The sequence below is a fragment of the Caenibacillus caldisaponilyticus genome (assembly GCF_002003465.1).
In the GTDB taxonomy this organism is placed as follows: domain Bacteria; phylum Bacillota; class Bacilli; order Bacillales; family Sporolactobacillaceae; genus Caenibacillus; species Caenibacillus caldisaponilyticus.
The window spans coordinates 14,161-34,399 of the sequence record NZ_BDDQ01000051.1; the positions used below are offsets into that span (position 1 = coordinate 14,161).

The 20,239-nt window shown below is 53.5% G+C and carries 19 protein-coding genes, 1 pseudogene and 1 other annotated feature; of the genes and pseudogenes, 17 read left to right on the forward strand and 3 right to left on the reverse strand.

Going from position 1 to position 20,239, the window contains the following annotated elements:
* Window positions 1–11: 11 nt before the first annotated feature.
* The 3 genes from CCB157_RS13285 (at window position 12) to CCB157_RS13295 (ending at window position 1,759) form a co-directional block, all read left to right on the forward strand.
* The gene (locus CCB157_RS13285) at window positions 12–806 is read left to right on the forward strand and encodes a thymidylate synthase (protein WP_077616368.1); all 795 of its coding nucleotides are present in this window, start codon (window positions 12–14) and stop codon (window positions 804–806) included.
* The gene (locus CCB157_RS13290; protein WP_077616369.1) at window positions 803–1,288 is read left to right on the forward strand and encodes a dihydrofolate reductase; all 486 of its coding nucleotides are present in this window, start codon (window positions 803–805) and stop codon (window positions 1,286–1,288) included. Before CCB157_RS13285 ends, CCB157_RS13290 begins: the two co-directional genes overlap by 4 nt.
* A 255-nt stretch (window positions 1,289–1,543) precedes the next feature.
* Window positions 1,544–1,759 (forward strand): hypothetical protein, encoded by a 216-nt coding sequence (locus tag CCB157_RS13295; RefSeq protein WP_077616370.1) that lies wholly within the window; start codon window positions 1,544–1,546, stop codon window positions 1,757–1,759.
* A gap of 198 nt (window positions 1,760–1,957) precedes the next feature.
* Here CCB157_RS13295 and queF read toward each other — a convergent pair whose 3' ends face one another.
* Complete coding sequence (gene queF / locus CCB157_RS13300) at window positions 1,958–2,452, reverse strand: preQ(1) synthase (protein ID WP_077616371.1); 495 nt, start codon at window positions 2,450–2,452, stop codon at window positions 1,958–1,960.
* Window positions 2,453–2,800: 348 nt separating this feature from the next.
* Window positions 2,801–3,797: pseudogene (locus CCB157_RS13310) on the reverse strand (M20/M25/M40 family metallo-hydrolase).
* Between the two features lie 233 nt (window positions 3,798–4,030).
* Here CCB157_RS13310 and CCB157_RS13315 point away from each other — a divergent pair.
* From CCB157_RS13315 to CCB157_RS13390, 14 genes are all read left to right on the forward strand, one after another.
* Complete coding sequence (locus CCB157_RS13315) at window positions 4,031–5,515, forward strand: PAS domain-containing sensor histidine kinase (protein ID WP_158077320.1); 1,485 nt, start codon at window positions 4,031–4,033, stop codon at window positions 5,513–5,515.
* A 437-nt stretch (window positions 5,516–5,952) separates the two neighbouring features.
* Window positions 5,953–7,638 (forward strand): arginine--tRNA ligase, encoded by a 1,686-nt coding sequence (argS, locus tag CCB157_RS13320; protein WP_077616374.1) that lies wholly within the window; start codon window positions 5,953–5,955, stop codon window positions 7,636–7,638.
* Window positions 7,639–8,161: 523 nt separating this feature from the next.
* On the forward strand, window positions 8,162–8,914 hold the full coding sequence (locus CCB157_RS13325; RefSeq protein ID WP_238594716.1) for an SDR family NAD(P)-dependent oxidoreductase: 753 nt from the start codon (window positions 8,162–8,164) through the stop codon (window positions 8,912–8,914).
* Entirely contained in the window at window positions 8,889–9,914 is a 1,026-nt protein-coding gene (locus CCB157_RS13330; RefSeq protein WP_077616376.1) for an S-adenosylmethionine:tRNA ribosyltransferase-isomerase, read from the forward strand. Before CCB157_RS13325 ends, CCB157_RS13330 begins: the two co-directional genes overlap by 26 nt.
* On the forward strand, window positions 9,901–10,305 hold the full coding sequence (locus tag CCB157_RS13335; protein WP_077616377.1) for a VOC family protein: 405 nt from the start codon (window positions 9,901–9,903) through the stop codon (window positions 10,303–10,305). Before CCB157_RS13330 ends, CCB157_RS13335 begins: the two co-directional genes overlap by 14 nt.
* Before the next feature lie 72 nt (window positions 10,306–10,377).
* The gene (locus tag CCB157_RS13340) at window positions 10,378–10,860 is read left to right on the forward strand and encodes a GNAT family N-acetyltransferase (RefSeq protein ID WP_077616378.1); all 483 of its coding nucleotides are present in this window, start codon (window positions 10,378–10,380) and stop codon (window positions 10,858–10,860) included.
* A 449-nt stretch (window positions 10,861–11,309) separates the two neighbouring features.
* Window positions 11,310–11,630: a c-type cytochrome gene (locus tag CCB157_RS13345; RefSeq protein WP_369688680.1), complete on the forward strand. Its 321-nt coding sequence runs from the start codon at window positions 11,310–11,312 to the stop codon at window positions 11,628–11,630.
* Window positions 11,631–12,004: 374 nt separating this feature from the next.
* Entirely contained in the window at window positions 12,005–12,859 is an 855-nt protein-coding gene (locus tag CCB157_RS13350) for a cytochrome c oxidase assembly protein (RefSeq protein WP_077616380.1), read from the forward strand.
* Window positions 12,860–13,166: 307 nt separating this feature from the next.
* Entirely contained in the window at window positions 13,167–14,306 is a 1,140-nt protein-coding gene (spoIIP, locus tag CCB157_RS13355) for a stage II sporulation protein P (RefSeq protein ID WP_077616381.1), read from the forward strand.
* A 255-nt stretch (window positions 14,307–14,561) separates the two neighbouring features.
* The gene (gene crcB / locus CCB157_RS13360) at window positions 14,562–14,957 is read left to right on the forward strand and encodes a fluoride efflux transporter CrcB (protein WP_077616382.1); all 396 of its coding nucleotides are present in this window, start codon (window positions 14,562–14,564) and stop codon (window positions 14,955–14,957) included.
* Complete coding sequence (locus tag CCB157_RS13365; RefSeq protein ID WP_369688681.1) at window positions 14,954–15,205, forward strand: CrcB family protein; 252 nt, start codon at window positions 14,954–14,956, stop codon at window positions 15,203–15,205. The genes crcB and CCB157_RS13365 overlap by 4 nt, the downstream gene beginning before the upstream one ends.
* Window positions 15,206–15,688: 483 nt before the next feature.
* Window positions 15,689–16,264 carry a mismatch-specific DNA-glycosylase gene (locus tag CCB157_RS13375; RefSeq protein ID WP_238594717.1) on the forward strand — a complete coding sequence of 192 codons (576 nt, stop codon included), beginning with the start codon at window positions 15,689–15,691 and terminating at the stop codon, window positions 16,262–16,264.
* 181 nt (window positions 16,265–16,445) lie between these two features.
* Window positions 16,446–16,666: a binding site (T-box leader), on the forward strand.
* Between the two features lie 50 nt (window positions 16,667–16,716).
* Window positions 16,717–17,979: a tyrosine--tRNA ligase gene (gene tyrS / locus CCB157_RS13385; RefSeq protein ID WP_077616386.1), complete on the forward strand. Its 1,263-nt coding sequence runs from the start codon at window positions 16,717–16,719 to the stop codon at window positions 17,977–17,979.
* A 431-nt stretch (window positions 17,980–18,410) separates the two neighbouring features.
* On the forward strand, window positions 18,411–18,704 hold the full coding sequence (locus CCB157_RS13390; protein WP_077616387.1) for a hypothetical protein: 294 nt from the start codon (window positions 18,411–18,413) through the stop codon (window positions 18,702–18,704).
* A 64-nt stretch (window positions 18,705–18,768) separates the two neighbouring features.
* Here CCB157_RS13390 and CCB157_RS13395 read toward each other — a convergent pair whose 3' ends face one another.
* The gene (locus CCB157_RS13395; protein ID WP_077616388.1) at window positions 18,769–20,136 is read right to left on the reverse strand and encodes an MATE family efflux transporter; all 1,368 of its coding nucleotides are present in this window, start codon (window positions 20,134–20,136) and stop codon (window positions 18,769–18,771) included.
* Window positions 20,137–20,239 lie beyond the last annotated feature (103 nt).

Sequence of the window (20,239 nt, forward strand, 5' to 3'; positions counted from 1 at the left end):
GTGGGAAAGAGATGCGACAATATCTTGATCTATGCGAACGGATTTTGCGGGAAGGAACGCGGAAAAACGATCGGACCGGAACGGGGACGATCAGCGTGTTCGGTCATCAAATGCGCTTTCGCCTGGAGGACGGCTTTCCGCTTTTGACGACCAAAAAATTGCATGTGCGCTCCATCATTTATGAACTGCTTTGGTTTTTGCGGGGAGACACGAACATCAAATTTTTAAACGACAACCGCGTGACGATCTGGGATGAATGGGCCGACGAAAACGGCGATCTCGGTCCCATTTACGGCCATCAGTGGCGGTCATGGCCGGGAAAGAACGGCGAAACGATCGACCAGATTTCAAACGTCATTGAAGAGATCCGCAAGAACCCGGACTCGAGAAGGCTCATCGTCACCGCCTGGAATCCGGTGGATATTCCTGAGATGGCGCTTCCGCCGTGCCACTGTTTGTTCCAATTTTACGTCAGCGACGGGCGCCTGTCCTGCCAACTCTATCAGCGGAGCGGCGACGTGTTTCTAGGCGTGCCTTTCAACATCGCTTCTTATGCGTTGTTGACGCATATGGTCGCCCACGTGACCGGATTGAAGGTCGGCGAATTCATCCATACTTTGGGCGACGCGCACATCTATCTGAATCATATCGAGCAAGTGAAACTGCAGTTGACGCGGGAGCCCCGGCCGCTGCCCAAACTCGTCATCAAGCGCGACGTCGAGTCGATCTTCGATTTTAAATATGAAGATTTTGAGATTGTCGATTATCATCCGCATCCTCACATTAAAGGTGAAGTGTCCGTATGATCGCCTTTGTGCTTGCCATGGACGTTAACGGTCTGATCGGAAAAGACAATGGGCTGCCGTGGCACCTGCCGGCCGATTTGAAATATTTCAAAAAACTGACGATCGGCCATCCGGTCGTCATGGGGCGAAAAACGCATGAATCGATCGGCCGGCCGCTGCCGGGGCGCCGCAACGTTGTGCTGACCCGACAGACGGATTATGAAGCGCGCGGTTGTGAAGTCTATCATGCGGCCGAGGATATATTAAAACGAGCGCGTGGCGCTTCCATTTGGTTTGTCATCGGCGGTCTGCAAGTGTTTCAAGCGTTTGAACCTTTTGCGGATCGGATGTACATCACGCTCATTGAGCACGCGTTTGACGGCGATACCCATTTCACGTTTGATCGCGACGCCTGGCGGCTGGTATCGGACGTTCCGGGCCAGGTCGATGAAAAAAACCGCTGGCCCCATCGCTTTCAAATCTATGAAAGAAGGAAGCGTTGAAGCACGGCTGCGCCTATCGGCGCGCCGTGCTTTTCTTTGGCGGCCGCCGGCGTTTTTCGAACGGAACGGTAAACGGCGAAGCGGATGGCCTTGCGGATGACGGAAACCGGTCATGCTCGGTTGGATGAATGGAACGCTGCGCTCGGAATCTATAAGATTTAAAAGGATGGCTTGCGGCACGGCCGCGCTTTCACCGGCGGCACGCGAACGGCATAAGCTATTAAAAAGCGTGTGAACGCAGGTGGAGTTGGTATCGTGGAATTTTATCCGATCGTCGCAAGCGGTATATACATGGCGGTCGGCCTCTTGATGGGAGTGGTCGTCGCTCTCGCACCCGCGCGCCATGATGATTTGACGGTGAAACAGCGGCTGAGCTTGTTCGGGCTGTTGCTGTTTGCCTGGTTCCCGTTATCCGTGATCGCTTTTTTCTTGGGACCTTTCCTGCACGTGTGTTTGAACGATATGCAATGAAGCGCCGAGGACCATTTCCGTGATGATGCGAAGAGGTTTTTCTTGGAGCATCAAAGCCGTCGAGAACGAAAACCCGTAAGGCGCCTTCCGGGTTTTTTGAACGGTCGCGGGGAAAGCTCTCCGAAACCCGAAGGGCAATAAAAACGGCGGGAGGATGCGCGCATCCTCCCGCCGCTATGCGCTGAATGCCTCAACCGATCAACGGTTGTCGACTTTTTCCGGATACATGTCATGGTGTGCGAGCCGGTCTTCGGCAATCGCTTCCCACTTTGTGCCTTTTTTCCCGTAATTGACGTAAGGGTCGATGCTGATGCCGCCCCTGGGGGTGAACTTTCCCCAGACTTCCAAATACTTTGGATCTAAGAGCCGGATGAGATCGTCGGCGATCTTGTTCACGCAATCTTCATGGAAACCGCCGTGATTCCGAAAGCTGAACAAATACAATTTCAATGACTTGCTTTCCACCATCAGGCGATCGGGTACATAGCTGATGTAAATGGTGGCGAAGTCCGGTTGGCCGGTGATCGGGCATAAGCTCGTGAATTCGGGACAGTTAAATTTGACAAAGGTGTCCCGGTGAGGATTCGGATTTTCAAACGTTTCCAAAAGGCTGGGGTCATAGTCGAAAATATAGCGCGTTTCTTTGTTCCCTAAATGCGTCAACCCTTTTATGTGTTCGCGGTCGTCTGCCATTTTTCATCCTCCTCATGCGCGCTTCCATCCGCTGGCGCCTTTCGACTCAAGAAATCGTTGGCTGCGCGCGGCTTACAGGTCGCAGATGCATGGAGAAACCCATGCGAAGCTTATAGAAAAACGGGTTGGCGGTCCTCGTTGAGCGTTTGTCCACCGTGCAATTTTTCATTATACAAGATGGTCCATCCCCCGGCAATGGAAAGAGGCGCGGGCCACGCGGGATTGCCGTTGCAGATGGCAATGCCCCACGGAAATGGAAGAACGCCCATCCCTTTCACGTCCGCTTCGGTTGAGAGGGGGCGTTCAAGTCCCTGTTGCATGGCGCGAAAGACGGTCGTGGACGGGCGATCAATCATCAAGCGGATTGACGCTTTCGGTGCCGTTGAGATGGGCGATCATATCGGTCAGCAGATCGATTTCCGCTTCAATGTCGGCAAGGCTTGCCGTTTCCACGGGCGAGTGCATATATCTCAACGGCAAGGAGACGAGGGCAACGGGCACGCCGGTTCCCGTCAGGCGCATGCGATCGGCATCGGTGCCGGTTTCCCGCGGCGTCAGTTCATACTGGAGGTTTATCTTTAACCGTTCGGCGGCATCTTCCAGCAACCGGTTCACTTTTATGTTGATCGGCGCTCCCTTGGCGAGGACGGGGCCCCTCCGAGCTTGACATCGCCGTATTTGGCGCGATCCACACCGGGATAATCGGTCGCAAATGTGACGTCACACGCGATCGCAAACGTCGGACGAACCGAAGACGCGGCGAAATAGGCGCCGCCGAAGTTCGTTTCTTCATTTACCGTGCTCGCGGCGTACACGCCGACTTGGCATCCTTTTTCGGCCAGCCGCTTTAAGGTTTCCGCAATGATAAATGCGCCGGTGCGGTTGTCGAGGCCCCGTCCGGCGATCCGTCCGTTTTCCAGCAGCTCGGGTTCCCGTTGATAGACGACGGGATCGCCGATTTTCACAAAATCTTTCAGCTCTTCTCCGGATGTGGCGCCGCAGTCGATGTACAAATCCTCCACGCTTAAGTCATCTTTTACGCCGCCGTGGTGTTCGGCGTTGACGCCAAAAACGCCGTTTATGCGTTTGCCGCTTCCCAAGATGGTGACCTTCATGCCGACGGCCGTTTTGGGACTGATGCCTCCTAATTTTTCAACACGGATAAAACCGTCGTCATCGATCTGTTTGACCATAAACGCGATTTCATCACAGTGCCCGGCGAGCAGGACTTTATAGTCGACATCAGGATTAAGACAGGCGATGACGTTGCCGGCCCCGTCGGTGTCGACGCGATGGGCAAACGGTTTAACGTAATCCCTCCATTTTTTTGAATTTCGATTTCCATTCCGGAAGGAGACGGTGTTCTCAATAATTCCAATAAAAATTCCCGGTTCAAATCGATTTCCTCCTTAAAGGCGGCAACGATTGCCGCGTTTCGGGCATTGTCCAGACCACTATCACTTTATCATAAGTCAAAAAAATTATATAATGAAGTACAAATGTCCACTTACAAAATTCGACGGAATAAGGGCGACCGAAACCGGGGTGTTCGTTTTTAACACTGGGGGAAATGGCAGGATGAACGACCATAACCAAATCGCATCTTTTTTCACGACGAATCAGGAATTGGAAAATTACCTGTTTTATACGAAATATTTTTCGGACATGTTGTCCCGCCATCAAATCGACAGCGGGAGATTGATTTACGTTTCACCGTCCGCCAAACAGCTCTTGCATTTTCGCTCCTACGATTTGTACGGCCAGTCCCTCTACCAGTTCATCCATCCCGATGATCTCACCTTCGTCAAAGCCTGTTTTCAAGAAAAGGCCAACGAATCCGGCAGAGTGACGTATCGTTTGCGAAGGAAAGAAGGCGATTACATTTGGGTGGAATCGCAGTTTAAAAAGATCGCGGATACGTTTTCCTGCCCAACGGCGAGCGGAGAAGAATGCTTCTGCGTGACGCGGGACATCGGCGAATATAAAACAGCCGTGGAAGACATGCGCTTGCGGGAACAAAAGTACCGCACCCTTGTCGAACACGCGCATGATACGATCGGCATCCTTTCTCCGGAAGGCCATTTCATTTTCTTGAATGAAAGCGGTAAACGGCTCTTCGGCATCACCCGCTCCGATGAGGTGATCGGCCGTTCGCTCATTGCGTTTATGCACGATAAGGACAAAGAAAAGATCACCAACTTTTTTAAGAACAGTTGGAAGATCGAAGAAGCCGTCGAATTTCAAGATCTCATCATCGTTCGCACCGATCGGGAGACGCGCGATGTCGAGATCAAATTCATCCCCACGCATTACCGGGAACGAAGAACGCTGCAAGTCGTCATCCGCGATGTCACGGAGCGAAAAAAGACGGAAGCCATGTTGCAGCAAACCGAAAAATTGTCGGTCGTCGGTCAATTGGCCGCGGGCATCGCCCATGAAATCCGCAACCCGCTGACGGCGATCAAGGGCTTTACCCAGCTGTTAAAGGATGAGATCAACCACAAATATTCCCAAGTCATTTTGCAAGAACTCGATCGCATAGAGTCGATCGTCAGCGACCTGTTGATCCTGGCCAAACCGCAAGTGTCCGAAATCGAGCGGGCGGATTTGCTCGACCTCCTTAACCGAGTGATCACTTTGTTGAATTCCCAAGCGATCCTGCACAATATCCTCATCAAACTGGAATGCGATGAAGAGGCCATCGAAATCGATTGTGAACCGGACAAACTCCAACAAGTTTTTATCAACTTCATCAAAAATTCCATTGAGGCGATGACGGAAGACGGCGGTACGATCACCATAAAAGTGCGGCTGAGGCGTCCGAATGCGGTCGATATTTTATTTATCGACGAAGGCGTCGGCATTCCGGCCGATCGCCTGGAAAAGGTGGGCGAACCGTTTTACAGCACAAAGGAAAAAGGGACGGGGCTCGGTTTGATGATTTGCCAAAAAATCATCCGCAGTCACCACGGCCGGATGGCAATTGAGAGCACCGTCGGAGTCGGTACGACGATTACGGTGACGCTTCCGCTCAAGCACGGCGATCGCCTTGAAAATGTTTAAGCATGGCGAAGCCGTGAGCCGCTTGGGTTGCCGTCATTTAATCTCTTTGCGGGCGAACAGAAGCGTGCAGGAGGTTAGGCGGGCGCCCCTTGGCGTACATGGCCGGATGGGGTCACCGTGATCCGGGTCATTATTGGGCATTCGCGGGAAAGGAAATGGCGGCGTGCTTTATGTCGTTTTGATGGCAAAATGCCGCGTGGAATTGACAAGTGAGTCGAATGCGGTATAATATTTGCAAACTGAGGAATGATGTCTGAAACCGTCGATTCGGTATCCCGGCAAGGCGGGAAGTGACGGATGCGGCCTTCGCGGTTGGTCCATTGGAAGTGACAGCCGAATTCCGCGGGCGTTGGTGTGATGTCCGCGTGAACACGGGAATCCTTCCCGTCTCTATTTGGGGGCGGGGTTTTTATATTTGATCGGAAAAGAGGAGTGGCATGAAGGTTTATAAAGAAAGATTCGCTCAACAATTACATACCGTTTTTTCCGACTTGAGCATCGAAGAGATTTTACAATTGATCGAAAAACCGAAGATCGAGGCACACGGCGATTTGGCTTTTCCGTGTTTTCAACTGGCAAAGACATACCGGAAAGCGCCCCAACTGATCGCTCAGGAAGCCGCTGAACGACTGGCGGATGCCGCTTTTGAAAAAATCGAGGCCAACGGCCCGTACATCAACGCGTTTATCAACCGAAAAGAAGCCTATCAAACCGTGCTGAACGAAGTTTTGGAAAAACGGGAGGCGTTCGGCGCCCATGATTTCGGCAAGGGCAAAACGATCGTCTACGATCTGTCTTCGCCGAACATCGCCAAACCGTTTTCCATGGGGCATTTGCGCTCGACGGTCATCGGCAACGCGATCGCCAACATTTCCGAGAAATGCGGATATGATACCGTCCGCATCAATTACATCGGCGACTGGGGCACGCAGTTCGGCAAATTGATCGCCGCCTACAAAAAATGGGGGGACGAAGCGGCCGTCCGCAAAGAGCCGATTCGCACGCTGTTCAAGCTGTACACCCGTTTCCACGAAGAAGCGGAAAAGGATCCGGCGTTGAACGACGAAGGCCGGCTCTGGTTCAAAAAGCTGGAGAGCGGCGATGCGGAAGCGCGCGAGCTTTGGCAATGGTTCCGCGACGTGTCGATCGAAGCTTTTAATGAGATTTATGACTTGCTGAACGTCTCGTTCGACTCGATGAACGGCGAAGCGTTTTACAACGACAAAATGGACGCGGTCGTCCGTGAACTCGAAGAGAAAGGGCTGCTGACGGAATCGGACGGGGCGCTCGTCGTCCGCCTGGATGAAGACGACTTGCCCCCATGCCTCATCAAGAAAAAAGACGGGGCAACCCTTTATGCGACGCGGGATTTGGCATCGGCCCTTTACCGCAAGCGCACCTATGATTTCGATGAGGCGCTTTACGTCGTCGGCCATGAACAGTCGCTGCATTTCACGCAGATCAAAAAAGTGCTGAAGAAAATGGGTTACGACTGGGCGGACCACATCGAACATGTGCCGTTCGGCATGATCCTGCAAGGCGGCAAAAAAATGTCGACCCGCAAAGGCAAAGTGGTCTTGCTCGAAGAAGTGTTGCGGGAAATCATCGCCTTGGCGGAAAAGAACATTTTGGAGAAAAACCCGTCGCTTCCGAACAAAGAAGAAGTCGCCAAACAAGTCGGGGTCGGCGCGGTCATTTATCACGACCTCAAGCATTACCGCATGAATGACGTCGAGTTTTCCTTTGACGATATGCTGCGCTTTGAAGGCAATACCGGCCCATATTTGCAGTACACCCATGCGCGCGCGCATTCGATCTTGCGCAAAGCGGGCCGGACGGTATCCGAAGTGAACGGCGGCCTGGAGGATGATGGATCGTGGGCGGTCGTGAGCGCCATCGCCGCCTTCCCGGATGACGTGAAGAACGCTTTCATCGACCGCGATCCGTCACAGATTGCCAAATCCATCTTCCGCATCGCCCAAAGCTTTAACCAATACTACGCCCATGAACGCATTCTCGACAGCGACGATGTCGATCTGAAACTCGCCCTTGTCGAAGCGGTCACCATCGTCATCAAGGAAGGATTGCGCTTGCTCGGCATCGAAGCTCCAAAAGAAATGTAAAAAGCGGACAAGACGTGGCATACGAAGCCGCTTGGCGCGGGAGTCGCCAAGCGGCTTTTCCTTTTTTCGGCACACCCGACTAACGGTGTGCCGTTTTCATTTATCCACGATCGAATGGGCATGAGTTTTCGCCATAAACGAGGCAGATGGGGAGGCTTATTGCTGAATGACGGCGGCCTATCGGGCTTAAGGCGTTTTCCAAGGGGTTCTACCATGAAGGGATGCATCCCGTGTTTAGCCTTCACATGCTCAGCGGCGGGTGTGCCCCGCAAACGTTTCAGTCTAAAGTCCCAGAAGCCCGTCGACTTTTTTCGTAGAGAGAAGTTCCATCCGATCGCCGATGCCGAAACAATGAGGACTTCGATAGGATTAAGTCAAGGCTTCCGGATAAAAGGTGTGTTCCAGCCGGCGAAGCGGGCGATCGGATCGGAAAATGAGGGCGATCGCCAAGGTTCCGTGCGGAAACGGCATATGAATGCAAGGTTCGGTCGGATGCAATCAAAAACTGAGGAGGCTAAAAAAATTGAAGAAGGAAAAAGTGGTGATGATTACCGGCGCGTCCAAAGGGCTTGGGCGGGCGCTCGCCCATGCCTTTGCGGAATCAGGCGCCCAACTGGCCCTCTGCGCGCGAAGGGAAGGGCCGCTGTTTCAAGTCAAAAAAGAACTGGAGTCCATCGCCGCCGATGTTTTGGCGGTTCCGGCCGACGTTTCGGATCCGGACGATGTGGAACGCTTTGTCTCGCTTGCTGAACGGCGCTTCGGGCGCGTCGACGTGTTGATCAACAACGCGTCGATTCTCGGCCCGAGCCCGATGCCGTATCTCGCGGATTATCCGATCGAGGATTTCCGCCATGTCTTGATCACGAACGTCTTCAACCCGTTTTTAATGACGAAACGGGTGCTTTCCGGCATGTTGCAAAGAAATGAAGGGTGTATCATCAATGTCACCTCGTCCGCGGGACACGTCGGCTATGCGGGGTGGGGCGCTTACGCCGTCTCGAAGTTCGCCCTTGAAGGATTGACTTACACGTGGGCGGAAGAGCTGGCGGAAAGCGGCGTTCGCCTCCATTTGGTCGATCCGGGAGAAATGGATACCGAGATGCATGCGCTCGCCGTTCCGGACTGTGATTATGAACTGGCCGATCCCCGCGACGTGGCCGAGGTGTTTTTGTATTTGGCGTCGGATGCCGCCAAACCGCTTCACGGCCGTTTGATCGAAGCCGAACGCTTTTGGAAGGAGAGATCCGAGGATGGCGCCGCTGTCGATGCCGTTTAAAGTACCTGAGGCGTTGAACGCCGACCGTCCTCCCGAAAGGCGCGGGCTCCGCCGCGATCACGTCCGAATGCTCGTCACCGAGCGCGGGACCGGATTGACGCATGACGATGTGTTCTATCGTTTGCCCGACTATCTGAAACCCGGGGATCTCGTGGTGTTGAACAACAGCCGGACGATTCCGGCGGTTTTGAGAGGGCGTGCCATTGCGAGCGGGCGGCCCGTTGAAATTCGCTTGGCGCGGCCGGTCCATGCCGCGGTGTGGGAAGCGATGATCGTGACCGACGACGTTCAGCCCGGAGATGAAATCGTTTTGTCCACCGGCGTGACCATCCGGATCGGCTCAAAGGGACGCCGTTCGCCTTTTCATAGCATTGAATTTTCGCTCGCCGGCGAGGCGCTTTGGAACGCCATTTACGAAGCCGGAGAGCCGGTGCGCTATGAATATATTCACGAGCCTTGGCCGCTTTCGGATTACCAGACGGTCTTCGGCGCGGTGCCGGGATCGGTGGAAATGCCGTCCGCCGGCCGGCCGTTCAGCTGGGAATTGCTCCAACGTCTTAGAGAAAAGGGGATAGGCATCGGCTTTTTGCAGCTCCATACCGGACTCAGTTATGTGCCCGATGAGCCTTACCCCGTTTCGCCCAAAGAAAATACGGAAGCCTACCACATCCCCACGGAGACGATCGCGCGCATCCGCGCGGCCAAGGAACGGGCCGGACGCGTCATCGCCGTCGGCACGACGGTCGTCCGTGCATTGGAGACGGTGGCGATGTCTGGGGATTTTGAAAAGCCGTCGGGGACGACGAACTTATACATCGATGCATCGTTTGCGCTCAAAGTGGTCGATGGTCTGATCACAGGGCTGCACGAGCCGGAGTCGACCCATCTCGATTTATTGACGGCTTTCCTGGACGCCGCCTCCATTGAAACGATCTATCGGGACGCGGTGGCCAAAGGGTATTTGTGGCACGAATTCGGGGATGTCCATGTCATCTTATAATTGTTCGCGTGAACCCGCCGTGTTCGCCCGCTTCCACCACATCGGTTTCGAAGTCGACCGCCTTGAGGAAAGCGCCCATTTTTTCCGGTCGCTCGGTTTTCAGGAGACGGAAAGGTTTCAATGGCACCGCAAAACGATCATTTTTCTTCGCCATCCTTCCGGTTTGACGATTGAATTGGAAGAGAAGCCAAACGGACTGACTGGTCCCGACGTCCATCTCGCCTTTTGCGTGCATGATGTGTCGGCGATGCTGGCTCATGTCAATCAGGGCTTGTTATTGGAAGCGCCGCAACGTTTTCCGAACGGTTGGATCTCGGCCTTTATCGAAGGCCCTTCCGGCGAAGTCATTGAATGGATGGAAAAACGAGGACGGACACCAGGCCGCGATTGACGAAAAGATGCGCTCATGATATTTTGGAATAGCTAAAAATCTTTAACTTGAATGACGGAAGGATGACCGTGGATGACACCGGATATCCTGCCCATTGATGACGCCATGAGACCTCTTCTCAGCGACTTTTTTCGCAAACAATGGGGATCTTCGCAAATGGTGTCGCGCGGAGTCGTTCACCAGCTCGATCGTCTGCCCGGTTTTGTCGCCATGAGCGGACAGGACATCAAAGGCATCATTACGTATCGCCTCGATGAAGAGCGGTCATGCGAAATCGTTTCCCTCGACAGTTTCGATGAAAACAAGGGCATCGGCAGCCGCCTTTTGCAAAAAGTCGTCGATTTGCACCAAAAGAACGGTTGGAAAAAGCTTTGGTTGATCACGAGCAATGACAACACGCGCGCGCTCCATTTTTATCAAAAACGCGGTTTTCGCCTCACGAATGTCTATTGGTTTGCCATCGATGAAGCGCGTAAAATCAAACCGGAAATTCCTTTGTTTTCAGAAGACGGCATCCCGATTCAACATGAAATCGAGCTGACTTACGAAGGGTAAAGCCGGCCGCGTCCTTCACTGCGGTCGGCTTTCATTTGCCACTGAAAGATGGCCGCCGGAAGCATCCCCTCGCGCATCCTTCATGACAAGCTTTTTTCCCATCCAAAACTTCGGCGGATGCCCTTTGGTTTCGATGCCAGTCCGGTTTCGATCGTCGTCATGAAGATCGGTTTGGCCGTTTGATCAACGGACCGATTTATTAAAACCTTTTTAGCGGCCGACCTTTCGAATCGCCTGATGTTTTCGATGCGGATAAAGGGGCATGCCGCAAAATCTTTGAAAGGTTATGGGCGTTGAGGAAGCCCGGACATGACGACTTGAAGAGATGGGATGGGAAAAGCTAAGAAGGTCTTTCCCATCATAAAGGTCCCCTCGTTTCCGTCCCCGCCGGCCGATCGGGTATAATGGGAATGTAAGTGAAACACCGGTCATTTCGGAAGAGAAAGGAAGTGGTGGTTTTGAAACGGGCGTTGTTTGCCATCCTGATCCTTGTGAGCGCTTGGTCGTTGTCCGCATGCGGCGGTTCAAATCAAAATAAACAATCGGGCGGTGAAGTCGACGCGAAAACCGTGTATCAACAAAACTGCGCTAGCTGCCACGGCAATCAACTGCAAGGCGGCATGGGGCCGAATTTGAAACACGTCGGTTCCCACCTGTCGAAAGAGCAAATCCTTAAACAGATCAAAAACGGCGGAGGCGGTATGCCAGGCGGACTTGTTTCCGGTAAAAAGGCGGAAGCGGTCGCCACTTGGCTCGCCAACCACAAATAACACCGGAGCGGTGATCCCACCGCTCCTTCATTATTCATGGCGGGGCGGTTCCCGAAAAGAGGGCGTCGCGGCGAACCGCTTGGGGGATTGTCAGTGAAAGCGGGGAGCTCACGCACCGAAGAGTCAACCTTTTTGCTGAACTTCCATCGGGAATAACCGCCAAATCCGGCCGAAATGGACGCCGATTGAGCGTGCGGACGTTTCGACTTTCCGCTTGGCGATTCGGCCGAAGGACACGCAATCGTGACGATTTTGTGAATCGCGGCGATCCGCCGTAAAAAAAGCCGCGCGGCCATTTGCGCTTCTTTCGGACGAATGCTAATTTAAAAATGAATGCGTCAACATGCGAACGCCATTGAAGAGGGGGCTTGAACATGGACAACGGCCATACGGTCCGGTCGCTCTGGGATCTCGGTTTTTTTGAACTGTTCCATCCGGTCATGCTGATCGTTTTAATCTCCATCGCCTATTGGTACGTCAAAGCCGTCAAAGCGAAGGAAGCCCACCCGTCCAAAAGCAAAACGTTCTTTTTTATGACCGGCTTATTGCTCTTTTATATCGCGGAAGGCAGTCCGCTTAAAGCGTTCGGCCATCATTTCTTATTCAGCGCCCACATGTTCGACATGTCGATCTGTTATTTTATTGTGCCGCCGCTCGTGTTGGGCGGAATGTACGGCTGGATGGCCGCGCCGATATTTAAGCCGCGATGGCTGCGCCGATTGCTGCATGTCATCACCCATCCGCTGCTCGCCGTCACGCTCTTTAATTTTTTGATCTCTTTATACCATATCCCCGTGATCTTCAACACCGTCACGGTCCACGACGTGTTGATGACGGCAGCCGACGTCGTGCTCTTGATCTTCGCTTTTGTCATGTGGTGGCTCGTTGTCCAGCCGGAAGGGGCAGGCACAAGACGTTTAAAGCCGATCGAAAAAGTCGGGTATGTGTTTGCGGCAAGCATATTGCTCACCCCGGCCTGCGCCTTGATCATGTTCAGCAACCATGTGGTTTACGATCCGGTGCTCCATGAACCCAGGGTTTTCGAGTTTTTCACTCCGCTCCAAGATCAGAAAGCCGGCGGTGTGGTCATGAAGGCCATCCAAGAAGTCGTCTTCATCGGCGCGCTCGTTTATATTTTTGCGGGTTGGGCGAAGGCGGACAAAGACCCGGAAGGCAACGATTTGAATCCGAAATCGGAATGGTTGGCGAACAAGCCATCCCAAATTTAAACAGCGTTTTTGTCGTGAAACAATGGTAAGGCGTTGAACATGCGGCTTAAAGCACGGCTTTCCGCCTGATTTTCCCATCTCTATCGTCCCTGCGCCATTGACGAAAAAGAAATGTGAGGTTCGCTAGCCCTCCGCGCTGCGGAAGGCTTTTTTTGCGCCCAGTCATGTCAAGTGGGCGCTGGCGGGGACGTTCGGCGGACGGCCCAAGGGTTCCAGCCAAATAAAATCTATTAAAGGACAACTTTTCATCATGAAAAGAGGATCGGAATCATAGAGATATGGTAAATGAACGAAAGAGGCCGATCCTATGTTGGAAACGTCTATCCGCCGCGATAAATCCTCGCTTCGCCAAATGATTTCCATCATGCCGACAGCGATCACGATCGTCTTTGTTCTCGTTGCGCTGCTGACGATGCCTGGTGCGAAACGCTTTTTTGCTTTCGCCAGCGTCAGGGACGCCTTGGCAGGCATAAAAGCGGAAAACATCGTGGAAATGATGGGATGGGAACATCCGTCATTCGGACAAGATTTGCCGCGCGATTATGAGAAAATCAGTTTTACGAAGCTCGCCTTGCGGGCGGCGACCCATATCAACTTCGAAGATGAGCGGAGTCTGTTGGGAAATGAACTGCCGGGCTTTACGGTTTTTGATACGGAAATCGTCGTCGCCGGCGAAGGGACGAATTATACGAACGTGCCGATCGAATCCCCGCCGCCTCTGGATTATATTTTGGAGCGCCAAAAGGAAGAAGGGGCCGGAGTAGACAAGTCGAAGAAAACGCCGCCGCGGGCGGCCGCGAAAAACGCGCAAGTCTTCTTATATTCGACGCACAGTTGGGAATCGTATTTGCCGTTGCTCGGCAAAGCGGGGGCGCAAAATGCCAATCTGGCCACGAGCGCCAAAACGAACATTCATCTCGTCGACGAAATGTTAAAAAACGCGCTGGCGAAATACGGCGTTCAGGCGACGATCGACGAGACGAACATTTCGACCGTGCTGAAAGAGAAGAATTGGGGCACCGAAAAGGCGTATAACGCCTCGCGTCCGATCGTCCAGCAAGCCATTGCCGGCAACCACGGCTATCTGCTGATCATCGATATTCACCGCGATTCCGCGCGAAAACCGCAAACGACGGCCACGATTCACGGCCATTCGTACGCGCGCGTGTCCATCGTCATCGGGAAGGGCAACCCGTATTCGGATCAAAACGAGCTCATCGCCAAAAAACTGAACGCCAAGATGAACAAGGACTATCCCGGCTTGAGCAAAGGCATTTTCTTAAAAAGCCGGACCGAGGGAAACGGCGTGTATAACCAAGATTTATCGCCCCACGTTCTTTTGTTCGAAATCGGAGGCGTTGACAATACGAAAGAAGAACTCGAGCGGACGGTGAACGCGTTGGCCGATGTGTTGAGTGACTATGTGAAAAACGCCGAAAAAGTTTAATTTCATGGAGGGGCAAAGCCCGCAGAATTATTATCGAATCCTTTCCGGGTTTGGAAGCGATCAAGACGGAACGATCCGGGCGTTCCGTCTTTTTTGCAACAATGAATCATGGCGCCATTCCCGGCCCCCATTGACGGTCTTTTTCGAGATCATATAAAATAATCGCTGTGTACAACTGGCAGTGACCTTCACGAGCGGACTCCTGCCAACAGAAGCCGGCAGGAGTCCGCGCTTTTAAAGGAGAGGGATCAGGGGATGACCGCTGTGGCGGTCGGTTTTTTCGGAATGATCGGCGCCTTGTTGCGTTACGGGATGGATGAAGCCATCGGCCGGTGGTGGCACGGCGCCTTTCCCATACCCACGCTGATCGTGAATCTTCTCGGCTGTTTTGCGCTGGGATGGTTCACGGCGCGTATAAAAGCGCGCGACGACATCCACCCGTACATCAAAACGGGAGTATCGACCGGGATGATCGGCTCGTTTACCACGTTTTCCGCTTTTAGCGTTGAAACCATCCAATTGCTGGAAAAAGGCGCCGCCGGCTTGGCGGTGCTCTATGTTTTGGCGAGCCTCCTCGGCGGCGTGCTTTTCGTGGCCGCCGGTTTCCGATCCGGCACTTCGCGTTTTGGAAACGGGGGAATGGATCCATGATTCGAGCGGTCCTTCTCATCTCGGTCGGCGCTTTTTTCGGGGCGATCGGCCGCTATTATCTCGGAAAGTGGTTCAACAAAGGGGGGTTTCCGCTCGGTACGCTCTTCGTCAATCTCCCCGGCGCCTTTCTCCTCGGCTGGCTTTGGGGAAGCGGCGCCGCCGAGCCCTATCAACTGTTGTTCGGCACCGGATTTTTAGGGGCGTTGACCACTTTTTCGACTCTTAAAATTGAATGTTCAATCTCATAAAGCAAAACCGGTCCGTTTTGCTCGCGTACACCGCCGTCACGTATATCGGCGGACTGCTTCTGGCGTGGCTCGGGTATGTTTGCGGACGGTAAATCGCGAATTCCAACGGCTTTCATATGGCGCCGTTATTGGTTTTGCCTCTAAGAGGAAACGACTAAATCTACGAACATGAACGGGGACGGTATGCCGATTCTCGCGGATAGCCGCGGAGATCGCGCGCGAACGGCGTTGGAACGCTTGTCGGCATATTATAAGGATGAAGCGATGGCGCGATCGGCCGCAGTGATCTCGGGTTTAGGAAGAGGCGGAGAGGGACGCGGGGAAACTTTTTCAAAAAAAGCAGGTTTTATCCCTGTTTGTCTTACATGATCGGCAGGCGTTGTGGCCGACCCCGATCGGGATTTGCCCGATGGAACGCGCGGCGGAGGAGCCGAGCCGGCGCTACGTTTTAAAAGCGATGGACTTTGCGGGAGCGGTCAGTAAATGGCAAAGGGTGGAGCGGCTATGAAAGGCGACGGATCTGTACACGGGGGCCAATTGCCGGATCATCTCCGGGAAGGCTTGAACATTCTATTCATCGGCTTTAACCCGAGTCTAACATCGGCCGAAACGGGACATCACTATGCGAATCGCAACAACCGGTTTTGGACGATCTTGCACCGGGCCGGATTGACGCCGGTCAAATTGACCGCGCAAGAAGATGCCTCCCTGTTGGATTACGGGTATGGCTTGACAAACATCGTCAGCCGGCCGACGAAATCGGCGCGCGACCTCTTTCCTGAAGAATACCGAGAAGGCGCCGCCGTCCTGAGGGAAAAGCTCGCGCGCTTTCGGCCGAAAGTCGCTTGTTACGTCGGGAAAGGCGTCTACCAAGCGTTAACCAAAAAAAAGGACGTGCCGTGGGGCAAGCAGAAAGATTCCGTCGTCCCCGGCGTCATTGATTTCGTCGCTCCGTCTTCGAGTGGTCTTGTTCGCATGCCGCTGGAAGACATCGTTTCGATTTACAGGCGTTTAAACGATTGGCCGCGTTGGTGGAACGAAATGCCCACGGATAGATAAAGAGGCGTGGCCGGCATAGGACGGCTCCGCGATGGCGAGACGCTGTTCATCGGATCAAAATGGGCCTGCGTTTTTAGAGGCGATCGCTTATTGCTCGCCGCATGGTTTTCATTTAGCGGCGGAACGGGGCGGTTTCCTTTGGAGGCCTTGACGTGTTATGAAAAATCATGTATAAGTTTTTTAAAAGACGATGACGGGACGAAGTAGCGGGCATCTCCCTGCTTCAGAGAGTCGGCGGTTGCTGCGAGCCGATGCACAGATGTTGCGCGAATTACCTCCCCGAGTTGTCCGCGTGAACGGGATGAGTAGCGCGGAACGGCAACGAGCCGTTATCTCGCCGAGTGGGGCGGATTTCGCCGATCTGCCCAAAAAGGATGGTACCGCGTGTCGAGCGCTCCTTTACGGGAGGGCTTTTTTTATTTTACTGATCATTTTATATCGGAGGGAAAGACATGGACATCATCGGAGATCTTGAAAAGCGGGATTTGCTGTTTCAAATCACCGACCGCGAAGGTTTACAGGAAGCGTTAAAGGAGCCGATTGCGCTTTATTGCGGATTTGACCCGACGGCGGACAGCCTGCACATCGGGAATTTGCTGCAAATCATCGTCCTAAAAAGGTTCCAGGAAGCGGGACATACCCCGATCGCGCTCGTCGGCGGAGGGACCGGGTTGATCGGCGATCCGAGCGGCCGGTCGACGGAACGCGCGTTGAACGAGCGGCAGACCGTCGAACAATGGGCGGATAAAATCAAAGGGCAACTGTCCCGGTTCCTTGATTTTGATTCGAAGAAAAACCCCGCCAAAGTCGTCAACAATTATGACTGGCTCGGCGCCTTGCCGCTTATCGATTTTCTGCGCGACGTCGGCAAACATTTTCCGGTCAATTACATGCTCACTAAGGAATCCGTGACCGCTCGTATGGAATCCGGCATTTCGTTCACGGAATTCAGCTACATGATTTTGCAAGCCTACGATTACTTGAACCTTTACGAGAAAGAAAACGTGCGCTTGCAAATCGGCGGCAGCGACCAATGGGGCAACATTACGACCGGGTTGGAACTGATCCGCAGAAACGGCCATGAAACGCCCGCCTTCGGCCTGACCATGCCGCTCATCACGACGAGCGACGGCAAAAAATTCGGCAAGTCGGCCGGCAATGCGGTCTGGCTCGATCCGGAAAAAACGACGCCGTACGAGTTTTACCAATTCTGGATCAACACCGATGACCGGGACGTCATTCGTTTTATTAAGTACTTCACCTTCCTGTCGTGGGAAGACATCGCCGAACTGGAACGCGAAGTGGAGACGGCGCCGGAAAAACGGGTGGCGCAGCGGACCCTCGCCGAAGAAATGGTGAAGCTCGTTCACGGCGAAGAGGCGCTTCACCAGGCGGTGAAGATCTCGGAAGCGCTCTTCAGCGGCGACTTTGGTGCGTTGTCGGCCGACGACATCCGCCAAGGATTCCGCAACGTTCCGTCGCATACGGTAAGTGAGACTGGCGACAAGAATATCGTCGACCTGCTCGTCGAAGCGAACATTTCAAGCTCCAAACGCCAGGCCCGCGAAGACGTCCAAAACGGCGCGATTTCCATCAATGGCCAGCGCATCACCGATTTGGGCTACACAGTTACGGAAAAGGACCGCATCGGCGGCGAGTTCACCGTCATCCGCCGCGGCAAGAAGAAATACACGTTGATCAAGTATCCATCATAATCCTAAAAAAGCCAGGCTGAACGGCTATGGGCTTCACGCCGTGTCAGTCCACGCTCTTTGTATTCAAAAAGGGCTGACCCTCGGTCGCCATCGGGGCCGAAGGGTCAGCTTTTTTGTGTACCCGGAATTGGTGTTTCCTTCAGATTTAAGAAATAACGGTCGGAAAGATTGGAACAGTGACGGCGTTGAGTAGGGTGTAACCGAAGCTTTGCGGCACATCTCATGGCGCAATTTATGCTCCGGGTCGATGAACGAACAAAGATTTTTCATTTTACAAGGATTTTGGGCGTGGTTATCGAAGTGATTGATAAGGCGGGTGATAGGCGTTCATATAAAGATATAAATAGCGCCGCGATTGAGCGGGTACAGGTCTTCGGCACAAACGGTTGATCAAGGTGGGATAACCATCATAAAAGGAAAGGGGGAGCACCTTGGGCAAGCTATTTAAAGCACTTTTATACGGTCTGAGTTTCATCTTATTATATGCTTTGCTTTTAATTGTCGGCCCGCTCATCTTGCTGCTGGCGGGTCATAACCACCTCGCCTCAGAACCTGCGCTCTTTGGGCACTCCTTGTACAAAGTGAATATCCATGATCATGCTTTCAAATCGGCAGCGACCATTTTAGGCGTTTTCTTATCCTTTGTGTTGGGCATCGTGTTTTTCGCCTTGATCCGACTGATTGCTTCCTTCTTTAAAAAGCCTTCCAACAAAATGGCCTCATAAAGACATGGACGGATCACTTAAAGCGATGGCCAAACGCCTTAAAAAGGGGGAGGTTAGGAACCCGTCAAGAGGGCGAGTTCGCTGCCGTCCCCCGCGTCTTTTTCTGAATTTGCCATAACCGGAAGCTGAGGGCGATCGCGCCGATGGCCAGCCCGGAGATCAAGCCGATCCAATAGCCGTCAGGGCCAAGCGGCGTCCAATGGGCCAAACCGAAACCGACGGGAAGGCCGATCACCCAATAGACGATCAACGTGATGATCGATGGAGCGTTGACATCTTTATAACCGCGAAGCGCCCCTTGAATCGGCGCTTGGATTGCGTCGGACAATTGAAAGAACGTGGCGTACAAAAGAAAGTGGGCGGTCATGGCGATCACCGCCGGGTCTTTGGAATAAATCGCCGCGACCTGCTTGTTGCTGATGAGGAGCGCGGCGGCGAAAATGACGGCCATGCCAAGCGCGACGGTCAAACCGAGGGCGCCGTACTCGCCGGCGTCTTTGTAGCGCCGGGCGCCCGCCTCATAGCCGACGGCGATCGTCAGCGCCATGGAAATGGACAAGGGGACCATGTATAAAAAGGACGCAAAGTTCATGGCCGCTTGATGACCGGCGACGACGACGGTATCAAACGCGCTCATGAGCAGCGTGACCGCGGAAAAAATGCTCGTCTCAAAAAAGATCGCCAGCCCGATCGGCACGCCGGTCTTCAAAAGATCTTTCCATACTTTCAATGAAACGGCCGGCCAGCGCCGAAACGCATGGTACATCCGGAAAGGTTCGGCTTTGGCGATGACGAAAAAGGCGATCGCCGTGATGATCCAATACGTCAGCGCCGTGGCGACGCCGGCGCCGACCCCGCCGAGTTCGGGAAAACCGAATTTCCCAAAGATGAATACATAGTTGAACAGCGCATTGATCGGCAGCGCCGAGAGCGTAATCAACATGGACAGGCGCGTCATGCCGTGCGCATCGATAAAGCAACGCAACGTCCCGTAGACAAAAAGCGGAAAGATGCCTATCGCCAAAGCTTTCAAGAAGTTTTCGGCGATCTTATGTACGTGCGGTTTGAGCTTCATCTGATCCAGAATCGGATCGAGCAGGAAAGCGCCTGCAATCAGCACGAGGAACGCCACGGCGACGGACAAATAGACCGCTTGCAAAAGCGTATGGGGGATTTTCTCCTTTTCATCCGCACCGAGCAGATGGGAGACCATTGGCGTGAGCGCGAGCAAGATTCCATTGAGCCCCGTCGACACCGGCACCCACAACCCCGATCCGATCGCCACGCCGGCGAGATCGTCCGTGCCGTGTCGTCCGGACATGAAGGTGTCAAAAAAATTCATCGCATACATCGCGACTTGCGTAATAAAAATCGGCAGCAACAAAGAGAGCAGCAGTTTGAGTTTTTCGGCTTTTGTCTTGGTCGGGTACATACGTTCTCCTCCAGCGGTGAGTCTGTAACACAGTATAACATATAAAAATCGGTCAGTGCGGGAGAATTTCCCTGATGATTTGACCCGCCATCAACAAGGGAAT